The sequence below is a fragment of the Streptomyces katrae genome (assembly GCF_000966975.1).
Classification (GTDB): Bacteria; Actinomycetota; Actinomycetes; order Streptomycetales; family Streptomycetaceae; genus Streptomyces; species Streptomyces katrae.
On the sequence record NZ_JZWV01000491.1, the window covers coordinates 1 to 14,453 of the forward strand.

A 14,453-nucleotide genomic window follows, 5' to 3' on the forward strand; every position below is an offset into this window, starting at 1 on the left:
AGCGCCCTTGACAGGCCGGACCGGCACGGAAGGACAGTGGACTGGCGGGAAGCCCCCGACACTCCCCCGACCCTGGTGAAGGGTGCACCGCCAAATCCGAAGCCCCTGTCCCGGCGTAAAAGAAGGTGCGGGTGCGGGAGGCCGCGGCCTAGCGTGAAGCGGTGAGCAGCGACTATCCATTCGCCGACGGCTACAACCTCCTCTGGGATCTGACCGGCTTCGGTGACGCGGACGAGGAGATAGTCGAGTCCGTTTCGCTGTCCCGCGACCAGTACCTGAGGATCAGGCACCTCTTCGTGCTGGGTGACGATCCCTGGATGGTGGCGGGCGAGTACCGCGTGGCGCCGAGCATCTGGGCGCACGTCCGCCGCGCCGTGCCGGGTGTCCGGTTCGAGCGCGATGCCGACTACTTCCTCGGCGCCCGTCAGGCCCTGCCTGACGGGCGCTTCTGGCGTCCGGCCCCTGGCGTGGCGGCGCCGGGGCCGATTCCGCCGCCGTAGGTTCTGTCTGGTTGTTCGGAGTCACTGGCGGAGCCAGTCCTCCCGCGACCTGCGGTACGCCGACCCGAGCTTGCGGCCGCCGACCAGGGCGAGGGCCGTGGCCGCCAGGGCGAACAGCAGGACCGCGCAGCTCACGTGCGCCGTCGTCCCTCCGTGGGAGAGGACCAGGATCCCCCCGCCCACGGAGCCCAGGGCCAGGCCCACCGCCGGCGGCCAGCGGTCGGTGACCAGGCCCATGATCGCCACCACCAGGGTCGGCACCACCAGGAGGAAGAGGGTGACGCCCGAGGCCCAACGGAAGGTGAACGTGTTCGTCAGGCAGCCGCCGCGCGGTCCCCGCACGCAGTCCTTCGGGAACCCCACGGTGAAGGGGTCGATCCAGAAATCCACCACGGCCCAGGCCATGCCGAACATGACGACCGCACCGACAGCGATCCACCACGGCTTCCGCCAAGTGTCCTCGATGTCCCTGCCGTCTGCCGGTATCTGACTGCCCACCCTGCATCCTCCGCTCACGAACCGACACCAGAACCCCCCCACCCTCAGCAGTCCGGCCCCGGCCCCGGCCGAGGCCCCGGCACCAGGACGCTGACGACGTACCACGTCGGCTGCACCAGGCGCCCGCACAGCATGTCGATCCGGGTGTCGTCGGGGCGCACCCCGGACCGGGCCAGCTCCGCCACGTACGCCCGCAGTTCGTCGTGGTCCTGCGTCTCGAAGCGGCGCTCCCAGTGCCCTGCGGCCACCCGGGCGCTCAAGGCGTCGGCTTCGCGGCGCTTCTGCGCCTTCCGTTTGCGTTGTCCCGGCATGCGGCGGCACCCCCCTGTCCGGCACCGTAAGTATCACCGCCCGCAGCCCCTCCACAGCCGCCCCAGGACCGGGGATTAGCATGCGCGCCGAAGCGGGACAGAACAGGTCCGGACAGGGCAGGGCGGCGGAAGGGAAGGCGGGGGTGTCGGTGACGGGCTTGGCCGGGCGGGGAGTTGGTGAGGCGGCGGAGGCACGGCAGCGGCCCGAGCCGCTCGGCGGGCTGCTCAAGGCCGCCCGGGTCGGCCCCGACGGGCACCCGGCGGCCGTGCGCAGGGTGCTGGTCTGGCTGGGCCGGGCCGTCGGGGGCTCGGCCCGGATCGCGGACGACGGCGGCCACCCCAACGGCCACCCCAAACCCCCCGCCTCCGCCCCCGCCCCCGGTACCCCCGACACCGCCCTGCTCCGTGCCGTCGCCGCCGGTTCCCCCCGGGCCGCCGTCGTCGCGGAGCCCGGGCGGTATCTGCGGGTGCTGGCGCTGGGCGGGGAGCGGCCGCATCCGGTGCTTGTCGTCACCCGGCCCTCTCCCTACGACGAGACGGCCGCCTCCCTCGTCGCCCACGCCGCCACCGTCCTGGAGCTGCTCCTGGGGGCCGGTGATGCCGAGGCGCAGCGGCGGCGGCTGGCCGAGGCGGGGTCGGGGGTGCGGCTGTCGGTGCTGCAGCTGCTCATGGGCGGGGAAGTGGCGCTCGCCCAGCGGACGATGGCCGGGCTGCGGCCAGGGCTGCTGGACGCGGAACGCGCGGTGGTGCTCGTACTGGAGTCCCCGGCGGCCGAGCGGCGGGAGGTGGCGCGGGCCTGCGAGGGGCTGCTGGCCGGGCGGGCGCTGGTCGTACGGTGCCCGGCGGACGACGGGCACGTCATCATCGTCGCGCCCACCCCGCCCGCCCCTTTCACCCCGGCCGACACGGCCGGCACCGCCGAGGGTGGTGCCGACGGCGGTGTGGAGGCCGCACTGCGGGAGTTCGTTGCGGGGCGGGACGGGGTGTTCCTGGGGGTCAGTGACCGTCACCCCCTCTCCCGTGTCGCCGCGGGCTACGATGACGCCGTCCGGAGCCTGGCCGCGGCGCGGCTGATGCCCGGGCGGGTGGCCGGGCACCGGGCCGGGGTGCGGCTGGCGGAGGTGGTGGACGCGGGAGCGGCGGCCGCGTGGGCGGCCGGGTTCCTGCGGCCGCTGGGGGCCGTGCCGGCGCAGGATCGGGGGCAGTTGACGGCGACCGTCCGGCTCGGGCTGGAGTTCACCGCCGTGAACGCGGCGAGGCTGCTCGGGATCAGCCGCAACACCGTGCGGGCGCGGATGGACCGGGCGGCCGGGCTGCTGGGTGTCGACCTGGGCGACGTGCGCGACCGGGCGGCCCTCGACCTCGCCCTGAGGTTCCTCGACGAGGCCCCGGGACCGGGCCGGTACGAGGGCCGGGACGGCGGCGGACAAGACGGCCGGGACGGTGGCAGGGCCACCGGAGGGGATGGTGCCCTGGCGGACGTCGGGCTGTGGCGGCTGCTCGACGCCGTGCCGGTCCGGGTCTGGGCCCGGGGGCTGCTCGCGCCGCTCCGGACCGACGAGCGGGATCTGCTGCGGACCCTGCGGGACTGGGTCGGGGAGAACTGCGCGGTGGAGCCGGCCGCCCGGCGCCGGGGCGTGCACCCGCAGACGGTGCGTGAGCACCTGCGCGGGGCGGAGGGGCTGCTGCGGCGGCAGCTGGTGGCGGGCGGGAGCGGCCTCCACGAGGTGGTGCTCGCGCTCACGGCGGCGGCGGGGGACCCGTACGAGGCCCCCTGCGGGGTGACTTCGGGCTGGTCGGCGCGGGGGGACCGTGCACCGGTGACACCCTCGTGCCCCGCGACCGTGCATCCGTGAGATGGCGGGCGGTCCAGCGGGGATCTAGTTTCTCCTTCAGCGGCGCCCGGAGGTCGGCGCCGTCAACGGGGGGATCGGAACCGTCAGGTTCCGATCCATCACGCGGGAGCGTGGACGCCGAACCGGGCCCGGAGCCGCTGCTGCGCTCCGGGCCCGGTTCGTCATGCCGGGGCCGTGGGCCCCGGCGGGGCCGCGCCGGTTACTTCTTCGTCGGCAGGGGCGGGAGCGACGGGAGCTTGCCCGGGTCGCTCTTCTGGAAGGTGTCCTGGCCGGCGCCCTCCCAGGTGACCTTCAGGGTGGTGGCGTCGACGGAGTCGACCTTGCCCTTGGAACGGGTCGCGCCGGGAGGGCACTTCAGGTCGAAGGCGCCACCGGTGGCGGTTCCCTCGCAGGTCAGGCCGCTGGCGGCCTCGACCACGAGCGCCTTGGTGCCCTTGACCGTGAGCACCACGCTCTTGCCCGGGTTCTGCATCGAGATCCAGCCGCCGTCCAGGCTGCCCGCGGCCGCCGTCGCGCCCGAGTCCGTGCCCGCGCCGGCGGTCGGCGCGGAGGTCGGGGTGGAGGCGGCCGGGGCGGAGGCGCTGGGCTTCGCGTCCGGCTTCGAGGAGCCGTCGCTGCCGCAGGCGGTCAGGGTCAGGGCGGCGGCCAGGCCGGCGACGGCGAAGGCGGTGGTGCGCAGGGTGCGGTGCGGGCTGCTGTGCACGGGAAGGTCCCCCAGGAAAGCGAGTTGATCGATCGACGGAACGCGCCAAAGTACCAGCCGTTCCGGCGGGCCGAGGCACCCCAGGACACGCCCCGCCGGGCCGGGTCGGTTCCGGCCGCCGTGTCCCGGGGGCGTCCTGGTTTCGTCCCAGGGCCATTGCGGCCATGGCCCGGGCCCGTCGCCCGGGGTCTCAGAGGTACTGGGCGTAGTCGTCCAGGGTGCGCAGGACCTCCTCCTCCCGGGCGGAGGGCAGCTGGAGGACGACCTCCTCGATGCCCAGCTTGGCGTAGTGGGCGAGCTTGCCGGGGGTGGGCTGGACGGCGTACGGGACCACCTGGAGGGTCTTGGGGTCGCGTCCGGCGTCCTCCCAGACCCGGCGCAGCACCGGCAGGTTCTCCGTGAGGCCGCCGCCTCCGATGGGGAGCCAGCCGTCGGCGTGGTCGGCGACGGCGGCGAACAGTTTCGGGCCGGCCGCCCCGCCGATGAGGGTGCGGGGGCCGTGCAGCCGCTCTCCGGCGGGGAGTTCGCGCGGGGGCGTGGCCGGCTTGGGGTAGGCGAGGCTGGCCTGGACGGAGCCGTACGGGCTCTCGTACGCGGTCGGCTTCGGGGACCACAGGGCGCGCATGAGGGCCATGTGCGAGCGGACGCGTTCGCGCCGGGTGGGCCAGTCGACGCCGTGGTCGGCGGCCTCCTCGACGTTCCAGCCGTAGCCGATGCCGAGGGTGAGGCGGCCGTTGCTGAGGTGGTCGAGGGTGGCGGCCTGCTTGGCGAGGCCGATGGGGTCGTGCTGGGCGACCAGGGTGATGCCGGTGCCGAGGTGGAGGCGGCGGGTGACGGCGGCGGCCTGGGCGAGGGCGACGAAGGGGTCGAGGGTGCGGCCGTACTGCTCGGGGAGTTCGCCGCCCATGGGGGCGGAGGTGGTGCGGCTGACCGGGATGTGGGTGTGCTCGGGGAGGTAGAGGCCGGCGAAGCCGCGCTCTTCGAGGGTGCGGGCGAGGTGGGTGGGGGAGACGGTGCGGTCGGTGAGGAAGATCGTGGTGGCGATCCGCATGGGGGTGGGCACCTCCGTGTCGTCGGGAGGGCCAAGGTACGGGGTTCCGGGGGCGGGTGGCAGGGGGCCGGGCCCTGCGGGGCGGCGGGCCGGTGCCTGCGGCGCCGCTCCCCGCCCCGCCCTTGGCTCCGCCCCCGGACCCCGCCTCGATTTCCCCCGGCTACCGCTGGGAGGGGCCCCGGGCGGGGCTGTTCGCAGCCCCGCCGGCGATTGGGGCGAGAACGGGTGAAGGGCGTACGGGGGCAGCCCCGTGCGGCGTGATCCGGCGGTGTCAGCCGCGGGGGTAGCGGGTCAGCCAGCCGGGGGCGGAGGCCGCAGGGCCGTGGAGGGCGGGGCCCTGGGTCATCTCCAGGGCGAAGTCGTCCGCGAGTTCCAGGATCGTGGGCCGCCCCTCCAACTCGGCCAGCCAGGCGGCCGGGAGGGCCGTCTCCCCGTGGAGGGCGCCCAGCAGGGCCCCGCACAGGGCGCCGGTGGCGGAGGAGTCGCCGCCGTGGTTGACGGCCAGCCGCAGCCCGTGCGGGACGTCCTCCGCGACGAGGGCGCAGTGGACGGCCACGGCCAGGGTGTCGGCGGCGTCACCGCCCTCGCCGGGGGAGCCGGGGGAGAGGGACTCGGCCGTGCCCCCGGAGGCTGCGGCGACGGCCCGTCGCAGGGCGTCGGTGACGGGCTGGTGGCCGGGGCGGGCGGCGAGGAGCGCCAGGGCGCGCTGGAGTACGGCGTCGAGGGTCTCGCCGCGCATCAGGCCGTGGACGAGGACGGCGAAGGCCCCGGCGGACAGGTACGCGGTGGGGTGGCCGTGGCTCTGGGTGGCGCACTCGACGGCGAGCTGGAGGACGAGGGAGGGTTCCCAGCCGACCAGGAGCCCGAAGGGGGCGGACCGGGCGGTGGCGGCGGCGTCGCGGGCGGTGGGGTTCTTGGGCTGGTCCGGGGTGCCGCGGGTGTCGTCGGCGAAGCCGGTCAGGCAGGCCCGCTCGGGGCCGCGCCGGGCGTAGAGCCACTCCTCCTGGGCGAGCCAGCCGTTGTCCTTGCGGCGCTCGTCGGGGCCCCAGTCGTGCTGGGTGGCGGCCCAGCGGAGGTAGGCGCGGTGGACGTCGGTCGGGGGGTGCCAGCCGCCGGTGTCCCGGCGCACGTGGGCCCGTATCAGGCCGTCGACGGTGAAGAGGGTGAGCTGGGTGGAGGCGGTGACGGTGCCGCGGTGGCCGTGGGCGGGGGCGGGTCCGGTGGGGCCGGCCGGGCCGTGGGCCGCGCGGATGCCGTCCAGGGAGAGGCCGGCGACGGGGGCGCCGAGGGCGTCGCCGATCGCGGAGCCGAGGAGGGTGCCGCGCACCCGGCTGCGGAAGTCCTGCTGCTCGGCACGGCCCCACAGCGCGGTGGCCAGGTTGGTGACCGGCGCGCCAACCGGCGCGGCGGCGGGGCGGGCGAGGTGCGGTCCGGGGGGCGTGGTGGTGGCCGTGGTGATGGCCGGGCCCGTGGCCTGGCCGATGGCCGTGCCGACGGTCGAAGTGGCGGGAGGAACCGGGTGCGGGCCGGCGGGCAGGCCCGGGTTCGGGCCGGCGGACGGGCTTGGGTTCGGGTCGGCGGGCAGGCCCGGGTTCGGGCCGGTGAACGAGTCCGGGTGAGGGCCGGTGGGCGGGTCCGGGAGAGGGGCGGCGGCCAAGTCGGGGAGCGGGCCGGCGGGCAGGCCCGGGATGGGGGCGGTGGGCCGGGCGGTGGTCGGGCCGGTCGCCGGGGCGGCGGCCAGAACCGCCGCCGGAGTCGGGGCCAAGCCTTCAGCCGGGGTCGGGGCCAGGCCCCTGGCCTGGCCCGGCGCAGGGGCGACCGGGCCCCCGGTGGTGGGTGGGGACGCGGCCGGATTCGCGGTCCCGGCGGCCGCGGCGACCGCCGCCCAGGCCTGCTGCCCGTGTGCCGCCGCCCCCGTCGGCCCGTGCGGCGCTGCGGAAACCGCTGCGTCCGCCGCCCCGGCCGGCTGCCCGTGGGGCTTTGCGAAGGCCGGTCCGGCCGCCGTCCCGGCCGGTTGTCCGTGCGGTGCTGCCGAGGCCGGGCCGTTCGTCGTCCGGGTGGCCGTGCCGGGGGGTGCGCCGCTGTCCGTCGGGGCGGCCGGCGGGCCGGTTGTTTCGGCCGGTGTGGGCGTGCTCGTACTCGTACCCGTGACTGAAGTCGTCGTGTCCATGTCGTTCCCCCCAGAGTCTGGCGCGCACTGTAGTGGACAGGTTCGGGTGGGTTCGGAAGGAGTCCGTCAGGTCGGCCCGTAAGTGGCCGGAGAACGGCCGGAATGTGCGGGGTCCCGGTCCACGGAATGATCGGTGGCACGTTTTGCCACTTGCCTTCACAGGGGCCGGTTCCAGCCATGTCCTGTTCACACGCGGTTCGCCAGGGGCCCCGAGCCTCGACCCCATGAAGAAGGCTCTCCTCGCCGCGACCGCCGTCGTCGCCTCCGCCCTCACCGCCTCCCTGGTCGTGGCCCCCGCCGCCTCCGCCTCCGGCTGGGAATGGCCCGGCCGCCACCACGACCGCACGTCCATCCCCTTCACCGAGGCCACCGTCACCGCCGCCGCGGACGGCTCGTATGCGCTGAAGTGGAACGCCAAGGGCACCAGGCACGTCGAGATCAAGGCGAACGGCAAGGTCGTCGCCAAGGGCGGTGCCCAGGGCCGGGCCACCGTCCAGGGGCTGCCCGCCGCCGACCGCCAGTGGTTCGACTTCAAGGCCGACCACGGCCAGGGCCTGCACCTCGCCGACCGCCAGGTCAAGCTGGAGGGCGCGGTCAACTTCCGCGACATCGGCGGCTACCGCACCACCACCGGCCAGTGGGTCAAGATGGGCGAGGTCTACCGCTCCGACGCCCTCGACAAGCTCACCGCGAACGACCGGGCCAAGCTCCAGCGGCTGCGCGTGAAGACCGTCTTCGACCTGCGCACCCAGGACGAGCGCGGCAAGGACGCCGACCGGGTCCCGGCCGGCGCCCGCTACGTCGTCGCCGACGTCTTCGCCGGCTCCGGCTCCTTCCAGACCATGCCCAAGTCCCCCGACGAGGCCGTCCAGGCCATGATCGGCGCCGAGCGGAGCATGGTCAGCGGCGAGGGCGGCAAGAAGGCCTACGCGCAGGTACTCGACGGGGTCCGCGACGACCGCGCACACGCCGTCCTCTTCCACTGCACGGCCGGCAAGGACCGCACCGGCTGGGCCGACGCCACGCTGCTGACCGCCCTGGGCGTCCCGCAGGAGACGGTGCTGGCCGACTACCTGGCCAGCAACGACTACCGCAAGGCCGCCAACGAGGCGATCCTCTCCCGCCTGCCGGCCCCGCAGGCCGCCGTCTACAAGCCGATGCTCGACGTCCGCCCCGAGTACCTGAACGCGGGCTACGACGAGGTCAAGGCCAAGTACGGCACCTTCGACCGCTACCTCAAGGACGGCCTCGGCCTGGACGCCCGCGAGCTGCGCGACCTGAAGCGGGACCTCCTCGTCGGCTGAACCGGCCGCGGAAGGGGACGGAGCCGGGGCCCGTGCCGCACGCGGGTCCCGGCTCCGTCGCGAAAGCGCGGCTCAGTCCAGGACCGGCAGCAGCTCCGGCAGGTGCCCGTCCGAGGCGCGGGCCGCGTCCTGCCGCTCCTGCGGCACCTCCCCGTACAGCGTCGTACGGGGCTTCGCGGGCCGGCCCGCCGCCTCCGCGACCGCGACCAGGTCCCGGACGGACTTGTACGAGCCGTAACTCGAACCCGCCATGCGGGAGATGGTCTCCTCCATCAGCGTCCCGCCCAGGTCGTTGGCCCCGGAGCGGAGCATCTCGGCCGCGCCCTCCGTGCCCAGCTTCACCCAGCTCGTCTGGATGTTGGGGATGTGCGGGTGCAGCAGCAGCCGGGCCATCGCCGTCACCGCCCGGTTGTCGCGGACCGTCGGGCCGGGCCGGGCGATGCCCGCCAGGTAGACGGGGGCGTTGGTGTGGATGAAGGGGAGCGTCACGAACTCCGTGAACCCCTCCACCCCGTTGGCGAGCGCCGTCTCCTGGATGCGGGCCAGGGTGCGGAAGTGGCCGAGCCAGTGCCGGGGCTGGTCCACGTGCCCGTACATCATCGTGGACGAGGAGCGGATGCCCAGCTCGTGCGCGGTGGTGATGACCTCGGTCCAGTCCGCCGTCGGCAGCTTGCCCTTGGTGAGCACCCAGCGGACCTCGTCGTCCAGGATCTCCGCCGCCGTGCCCGGGATCGAGTCCAGCCCGGCCTCCTTGGCGGCCGTCAGCCAGTCCCGTACGGACATCCCGGTGCGGGTGGCCCCGTTGACGACCTCCATCGGGGAGAAGGCGTGCACGTGCATCCCCGGCACCCGCTGCTTCACCGCCCGCGCGATGTCGAAGTACGCCGTCCCCGGCAGGTCCGGGTGGATGCCGCCCTGCATGCACACCTCGACGGCGCCCACCTCCCAGGCCTGCGCGGCCCGGTCGGCGACCTGCTCCAGGGAGAGGGTGTACGCGTCGGCGTCGGTGCGGCGCTGTGCGAAGGCGCAGAACCGGCAGCCGGTGTAGCAGACGTTGGTGAAGTTGATGTTCCGCGTGACGATGTACGTGACGTCCTCGCCCACCACCGACCGGCGCAGGTCGTCAGCGATCCGGCACAGGGCATCCAGCGCCGGGCCGTCCGCGTGCAGCAGGGCCAGGGCCTGCTCGTCGGTGAGCCGCTCCGGATCCTCGGCGGCCCGCGCCAGCGCGGCCCGTACGTCGGTGTCGATCCGCTCGGGGACCATGCCGGGCGCGGCGGCCTCGCGCAGGGCCTCCCAGTCGCCGTAGACCTCGTCGAAGTCCTCGCGGCGGTCGCCGGTGCGGCCCTCGGTGTCGATGGCGGTGTGCAGGTCGGTGCGCCCGGCGGCGGTGAAGGCCTCCTCGGGCTCCTGCCAGGGGTGCCCCTCCACGACGGCGTCCGGGAGGGCGAGGCCGGTCTCCGGGTCGGCCAGCGCCCGTACGTGCGGCAGCAGGCGGGGGTCCAGCCAGGGCTCGCCGCGGCGCACGAACTCCGGGTACACGCAGAGCCGTTCGCGCAGCTCGAACCCGGCCGCCGCCGACTGCTCGGCGAGGAGGTCGATCTGGGGCCAGGGGCGTTCGGGGTTGACGTGGTCCGGGGTGAGGGGGGAGACCCCGCCCCAGTCGTCGATGCCGGCGCCGATCAGGCGGGCGTACTCGCCGTCGACCAGGTTGGGCGGGGCCTGGAGGCAGGCGGAGGGGCCCATGATGTGCCGGGCGACGGCGATCGTGGCGACCAGGTCGTCCAGTTCGGCGTCCGGCATCCCGCGCATCGCCGTGTCCGGCTTGGCACGGAAGTTCTGGATGATCAGCTCCTGGATGCCGTGGTAGGCGCGGGAGATCCGGCGCAGCGCGAACAGGGACTCGGCGCGCTCCTCGTACGTCTCGCCGATGCCGATCAGCAGCCCGGAGGTGAAGGGCACCGAGGAGCGGCCGGCGTCCTCCAGGACGCGCAGCCGGACGGCCGGTTCCTTGTCGGGGGAGCCGTGGTGCGGGCCGCCGGGCTCGGACCACAGCCGGGTGGCGGTGGTCTCCAGCATCATCCCCATGGACGGGGCCACCGGCTTCAGCCGCTGGAAGTCCGCCCAGGACATGACGCCCGGGTTGAGGTGGGGCAGCAGCCCCGTCTCCTCCAGGATGCGGACGGAGATGGCGCGGACGTAGGAGATGGTGTCGTCGTAGCCCTCCGCCTCCAGCCACTCGCGGGCCTCGGGCCAGCGGTCCTCGGGCTTGTCCCCGAGGGTGATCAGGGCTTCCTTGCAGCCGAGGGCGGCGCCCCGGCGGGCGATGTCGAGGACCTCGTCCGGGGACATGAACATCCCGTGGCCGGCCCGGCGCAGCTTGCCGGGGACGGTGGCGAAGGTGCAGTAGTGGCACTTGTCGCGGCACAGCCGGGTGAGCGGGATGAACACGCTCTTCGAGTACGTGATCACGCCCGCGCGGCCGGCGGCCGCCAGGCCCGCGTCGCGGACCCGGGCGGCGGAGGCGGCGAGGTCCTCCAGGGCCTCGCCGCGGGCCTGGAGCAGCACGGCCGCCTCGGTCGCGTCCAGCGCGACACCGTCGCGGGCCCGCCGGAGCGCGCGGCGCATCGCGTTGTCGGTCGGGGCGTCACTCGGAGTGGTCATACGGCGAGCATACGATCCGCGGATCCGGGGCCGGGGCGGGTCACCGCATCAGCTCACCGGCGTTGACCAGCAGGGACTGGCCGGTTATCGCCCGCGCCCGGTCGGAGGCGAGGAAGGCGGCGGCGTCCGCCACGTCCCCGTCGGTGGCGAGGGCGGGCAGGGCCATCCGGTCCGTGAGGCGGGCGAGGACCTCGGCCTCGGGGACGTTCTCGGTGTGGGCGGTGAAGGTGACGAAGGCCTGGACGGGAGGGCCCCACATCCAGCCGGGCAGCACGGTGTTGACGCGGATCCGGTGCGGGCCGAGCTCCCGGGCCAGGGAGTACATGGCGGAGGTCAGCGCACCCTTGGACGCGGCGTACGCCGCCTGGCGGACCTCGTTGGGGGCCGCGACGGCGGACTGGGTGCCGATGAGGACGACGGAGCCGCCGCCGGCCGCCTTGAGGGCGGGCAGGCAGGCGCGGGTCATGCGCAGGGTGCCGAGGAGGTTGACGTCGAGGATCTGCTGCCAGGTCCCGAAGTCGGCGTCCTCCAGGCCGCCGAAGTAGGAGTCCCAGGCGGCGACGTGCACGACGGCGTCGATGCCGCCGAAGCGTCCGGCGGCGAGCGCGGCGAGGGCCTCGCACTGCCGCTCGTCGGTGATGTCGGTGGGGAGGTGGGCGGTGTGCGTGCCGTCGGGGTCGATCTCGGCGGCGGTCTTGGCCAGGTTGGCCGCGGTGCGCGCCCCGAGGACGGCGTTCCCGCCGTCGCGGACCACGGCGGCGGCCACCTGGTGGCCGAGCCCGGCCCCCACACCGGAGACGACGACGGTCTTCCCTCGCAGCAGCATGGCGCGCTCCCGTGTGACGATCCGTTTCTGACGGTGCGTCAGGGTAAGCGGGAGCGGTCGCGGGCGGAAGGGGTGCGGGGGGCCCGGGCGGGCGCGTGCGGGTCAGCGGCGCCCGGTGGCGTCCAGGTAGATGTTCACGATGACCCAGGTGAACCAGAGCAGCGGGATGATCGCCACGTAGGCGAGCGGCCGCGCGTGCACCGGCGGGCCCTCCTCCAGCGGCTGGCGGCCCGGCGCGGGCGTGGGGTCCGGGAGCTTGCCGAACTTGATCGCGGCGAGCAGGTTCCAGAACAGCGTGAACGGCGTGAAGAGCACCAGGGACAGGGGGCTCCACCAGCCCTGGCAGAGGGTCTTGGTGGTCATGGTGCGGACCAGCGACCGGCCGCACGGGCGGCAGAACGGGCCGTTCAGGGTGTGGAAGCGCATCAGCACCAGCACGCCGACGTGGGCGCGGACCGAGAAGAGCGCGGCCTGCGGGGCCCCGCAGTTGCGGCAGCCGGGCGCGGGCGCGTGGCCGTACGGGGGCGCGTAGGCGGGGTCGTGCGGCATGGCACCCGGGGGCACGGCGCCCGGGCCGCCCTGCTGGGCGGGGAAGCCGGGGGCGGGCTGCGCCGGGTGGCCGGCGCCCGGGTGGGGCTGCTGGCCCACGGGCGGCTGGGCGTACGGGTTCGGCTGCTGGGCGCCGGCGTACGGGTTGGGGTTCGGCGGGACCGGCGCGCCCGCGTACGGGTTCGGCGCGGGCTGGTGCGGCGGGGTGGTCATGGCAGGCCTTCGGGATCGGCGGCGCGGGCAGGAGAGCGGCGGCCGGCGGGCGTCAGGCAGGGCGGCGAACGGCCTGGACCACGGCCCGCCCGGCTTCCGGATGCCTTCACGGAAGGAGGAGGCTTCGTACACCAGTGCTCTCGTCTGGCCGAAAAGTATCAGGAGTTGGGGCGGCTCCCGGTCAGCCTTCCCGGCGGGTCACGGCTTCGGGTTCGCCGCCACCAGCCGGCCGAAGGCCTCCGGGGTGACGGTCTCCAGGCCCTTGCCCGTCAGCACGTCCACCTCCTTGCCGTTGACCTCCACCACCGGTGTGCCCTTCTTGCCGCTGCCGTAGAAGGCCTTCGAGACCCGGTCCACCCACGGCATGTACGTCAGCTCCTTGACCGCCTTGTCGAAGCCGGGGTTCCGCAGCCCCGGCACCCGGTCGGCCAGGTCGAGCAGGGTGGCCGTCGAACCGAACGTGTCGTCCGACTCCTTCTCCGGGTGGTTCCCGTAGAGCACCTGGAGGTAGTCCATGAACTTCTCCGGGCTCTCGTTGACGGCCGCGCCCAGCGCGTTCAGGGCGCGCTTGGAGCCCTTGCCGCCGAGGGCCCCGTCCAGGAAGGTGGCGAAGTGGTACTCGACGCGGTAGTCCCCGGCGGCCGCCCGCTCCTTGAACGTCGGCCCGAGGCCCGTCTCCACGCCCGCGCAGAACGGGCAGCGCGGGTCCAGCCAGACCGACACGACGTCCTTCGCGTCCTCCCTGCCGTACGGGACGACCACCCCGTCCTCCCCGGCCGTGTGCGCCGGCCGTACGAACGGCTTGCCGCCCGCCTCGCTCCCCGCACCCGAACCGGCCGACCGCGACGCGTAGATGCCCACCCCGGCCGCGATCACGAGCGCGGCGGCCAGCGCCCCGCCGACCAGCAGCCGCCCCCGCAGCCGCCGGCGACGCTCCTGGGTCTCCCGTTCCGCCAGGAGCCGTTCACGGGCCCCGCGCCGCTGGTCCTTCTTCCTGCCGCCACTCGCCATGAAAACAGGGTAAATTCCCACGAGCCCTGCCAGGATGGGTCTTTGGGGCGTTCCGGACAGGGCCGGAAGTCCTGTTCGCGCCGGGCCGGAGGGCCGCAGGAGCCGGGCTGGACGTCCTGGGCCACCAGGGGGTGAAGCCGAGACGAATGGTGTGTCATATCTGCGGGGGCGACGGCGAGTCGTATCCGAATACCTGATAGACAGAAGAATCACGGCCCGACCGGCCGTGCACCTGACTTCGCCGGCCGCCTTGGGGGGATCGCCGCACCGTGAAGCCGCTTCACCGTCACGTAGTCAACACCTCGCGCAAGGTGTTGTGCACAGCCGCCCTCGCGGCCAGCCTCACCACCGCCGCCGTCGTGACCAACACCCCGGTCGCCGGCGCGGGCGAGGCCGAACCCACCCCGGACAGCCCGCAGGCCGCCGAGCGCGGCGACGCCCGCCTCGACCTGCCGGGCCAGCTCGCCGACCCGGTCGTCCCGCCCGCCGCGGGCGGAACGGCCGCCGAAGGCGCCGCCGGCATCCCCGCGACCGCCCTGGACGCCTACAAGCGCGCCGAGGTCGCCGTCGCCGCCGCCCTCCCCAAGTGCAAGCTGCCCTGGCAGCTCATCGCGGGCATAGGCCGCGTCGAGTCCGTGCACGCCTCCGGCTACGGGCTCAAGGACGACGGCACCACCGAGCGGCCGATCCGCGGCCCGCGCCTCGACGGCAACGGCTTCGCGAAGGTCCTCGACACCGACAAGGGCGAGTTCGACGGCGACACCGAGTACGACCGCGCCTTCGGCCCCCTGCAGTTC

12 protein-coding genes and 1 pseudogene are annotated in these 14,453 nt (G+C 74.7%); 4 read left to right on the forward strand and 9 right to left on the reverse strand.

The window, feature by feature from the left end:
- Nucleotides 1–161: 161 nt before the first annotated feature.
- The gene (locus VR44_RS18020; protein WP_045948546.1) at nucleotides 162–500 is read left to right on the forward strand and encodes a hypothetical protein; all 339 of its coding nucleotides are present in this window, start codon (nucleotides 162–164) and stop codon (nucleotides 498–500) included.
- A 21-nt stretch (nucleotides 501–521) separates the two neighbouring features.
- Here VR44_RS18020 and VR44_RS18025 read toward each other — a convergent pair whose 3' ends face one another.
- Both VR44_RS18025 and VR44_RS18030 read right to left on the reverse strand, forming a co-directional pair.
- Nucleotides 522–998: a hypothetical protein gene (locus VR44_RS18025; RefSeq protein ID WP_157880344.1), complete on the reverse strand. Its 477-nt coding sequence runs from the start codon at nucleotides 996–998 to the stop codon at nucleotides 522–524.
- 44 nt (nucleotides 999–1,042) lie between these two features.
- On the reverse strand, nucleotides 1,043–1,309 hold the full coding sequence (locus tag VR44_RS18030; protein WP_045948548.1) for a hypothetical protein: 267 nt from the start codon (nucleotides 1,307–1,309) through the stop codon (nucleotides 1,043–1,045).
- A gap of 149 nt (nucleotides 1,310–1,458) precedes the next feature.
- On the opposite strand from VR44_RS18030, the gene VR44_RS48450 reads away from it, so the two are divergent.
- Nucleotides 1,459–3,165 carry a helix-turn-helix domain-containing protein gene (locus VR44_RS48450; RefSeq protein WP_157880345.1) on the forward strand — a complete coding sequence of 569 codons (1,707 nt, stop codon included), beginning with the start codon at nucleotides 1,459–1,461 and terminating at the stop codon, nucleotides 3,163–3,165.
- A 199-nt stretch (nucleotides 3,166–3,364) separates the two neighbouring features.
- On the opposite strand, the gene VR44_RS18040 is transcribed toward VR44_RS48450, so the two are convergent.
- From VR44_RS18040 to VR44_RS47305, 3 genes are all read right to left on the reverse strand, one after another.
- On the reverse strand, nucleotides 3,365–3,868 hold the full coding sequence (locus VR44_RS18040) for a hypothetical protein (protein WP_045948549.1): 504 nt from the start codon (nucleotides 3,866–3,868) through the stop codon (nucleotides 3,365–3,367).
- Between the two features lie 190 nt (nucleotides 3,869–4,058).
- Nucleotides 4,059–4,919: a TIGR03619 family F420-dependent LLM class oxidoreductase gene (locus VR44_RS18045; RefSeq protein ID WP_045948550.1), complete on the reverse strand. Its 861-nt coding sequence runs from the start codon at nucleotides 4,917–4,919 to the stop codon at nucleotides 4,059–4,061.
- A 271-nt stretch (nucleotides 4,920–5,190) separates the two neighbouring features.
- Nucleotides 5,191–6,297, reverse strand: coding sequence for an ADP-ribosylglycohydrolase family protein (locus VR44_RS47305; RefSeq protein ID WP_045948557.1), 1,107 nt, complete (start codon nucleotides 6,295–6,297; stop codon nucleotides 5,191–5,193).
- A gap of 1,016 nt (nucleotides 6,298–7,313) precedes the next feature.
- Here VR44_RS47305 and VR44_RS18055 point away from each other — a divergent pair.
- Nucleotides 7,314–8,393, forward strand: a complete 1,080-nt coding sequence (locus tag VR44_RS18055) for a tyrosine-protein phosphatase (RefSeq protein WP_045948551.1) — start codon at nucleotides 7,314–7,316, stop codon at nucleotides 8,391–8,393.
- Between the two features lie 72 nt (nucleotides 8,394–8,465).
- On the opposite strand, the gene VR44_RS18060 is transcribed toward VR44_RS18055, so the two are convergent.
- The 4 genes from VR44_RS18060 to VR44_RS18075 form a co-directional block, all read right to left on the reverse strand.
- Complete coding sequence (locus VR44_RS18060) at nucleotides 8,466–11,057, reverse strand: bifunctional FO biosynthesis protein CofGH (RefSeq protein ID WP_045948552.1); 2,592 nt, start codon at nucleotides 11,055–11,057, stop codon at nucleotides 8,466–8,468.
- A 40-nt stretch (nucleotides 11,058–11,097) separates the two neighbouring features.
- Complete coding sequence (locus tag VR44_RS18065) at nucleotides 11,098–11,883, reverse strand: SDR family oxidoreductase (protein WP_045948553.1); 786 nt, start codon at nucleotides 11,881–11,883, stop codon at nucleotides 11,098–11,100.
- 102 nt (nucleotides 11,884–11,985) lie between these two features.
- Complete coding sequence (locus tag VR44_RS18070) at nucleotides 11,986–12,645, reverse strand: hypothetical protein (RefSeq protein ID WP_052713686.1); 660 nt, start codon at nucleotides 12,643–12,645, stop codon at nucleotides 11,986–11,988.
- Nucleotides 12,646–12,843: 198 nt separating this feature from the next.
- On the reverse strand, nucleotides 12,844–13,656 hold the full coding sequence (locus VR44_RS18075; RefSeq protein ID WP_045948554.1) for a thioredoxin domain-containing protein: 813 nt from the start codon (nucleotides 13,654–13,656) through the stop codon (nucleotides 12,844–12,846).
- A 269-nt stretch (nucleotides 13,657–13,925) separates the two neighbouring features.
- Between VR44_RS18075 and VR44_RS18080 the strand changes: the two are divergent.
- Nucleotides 13,926–14,453 (forward strand): annotated as a pseudogene (locus VR44_RS18080) (lytic transglycosylase domain-containing protein); the annotation flags it as partial.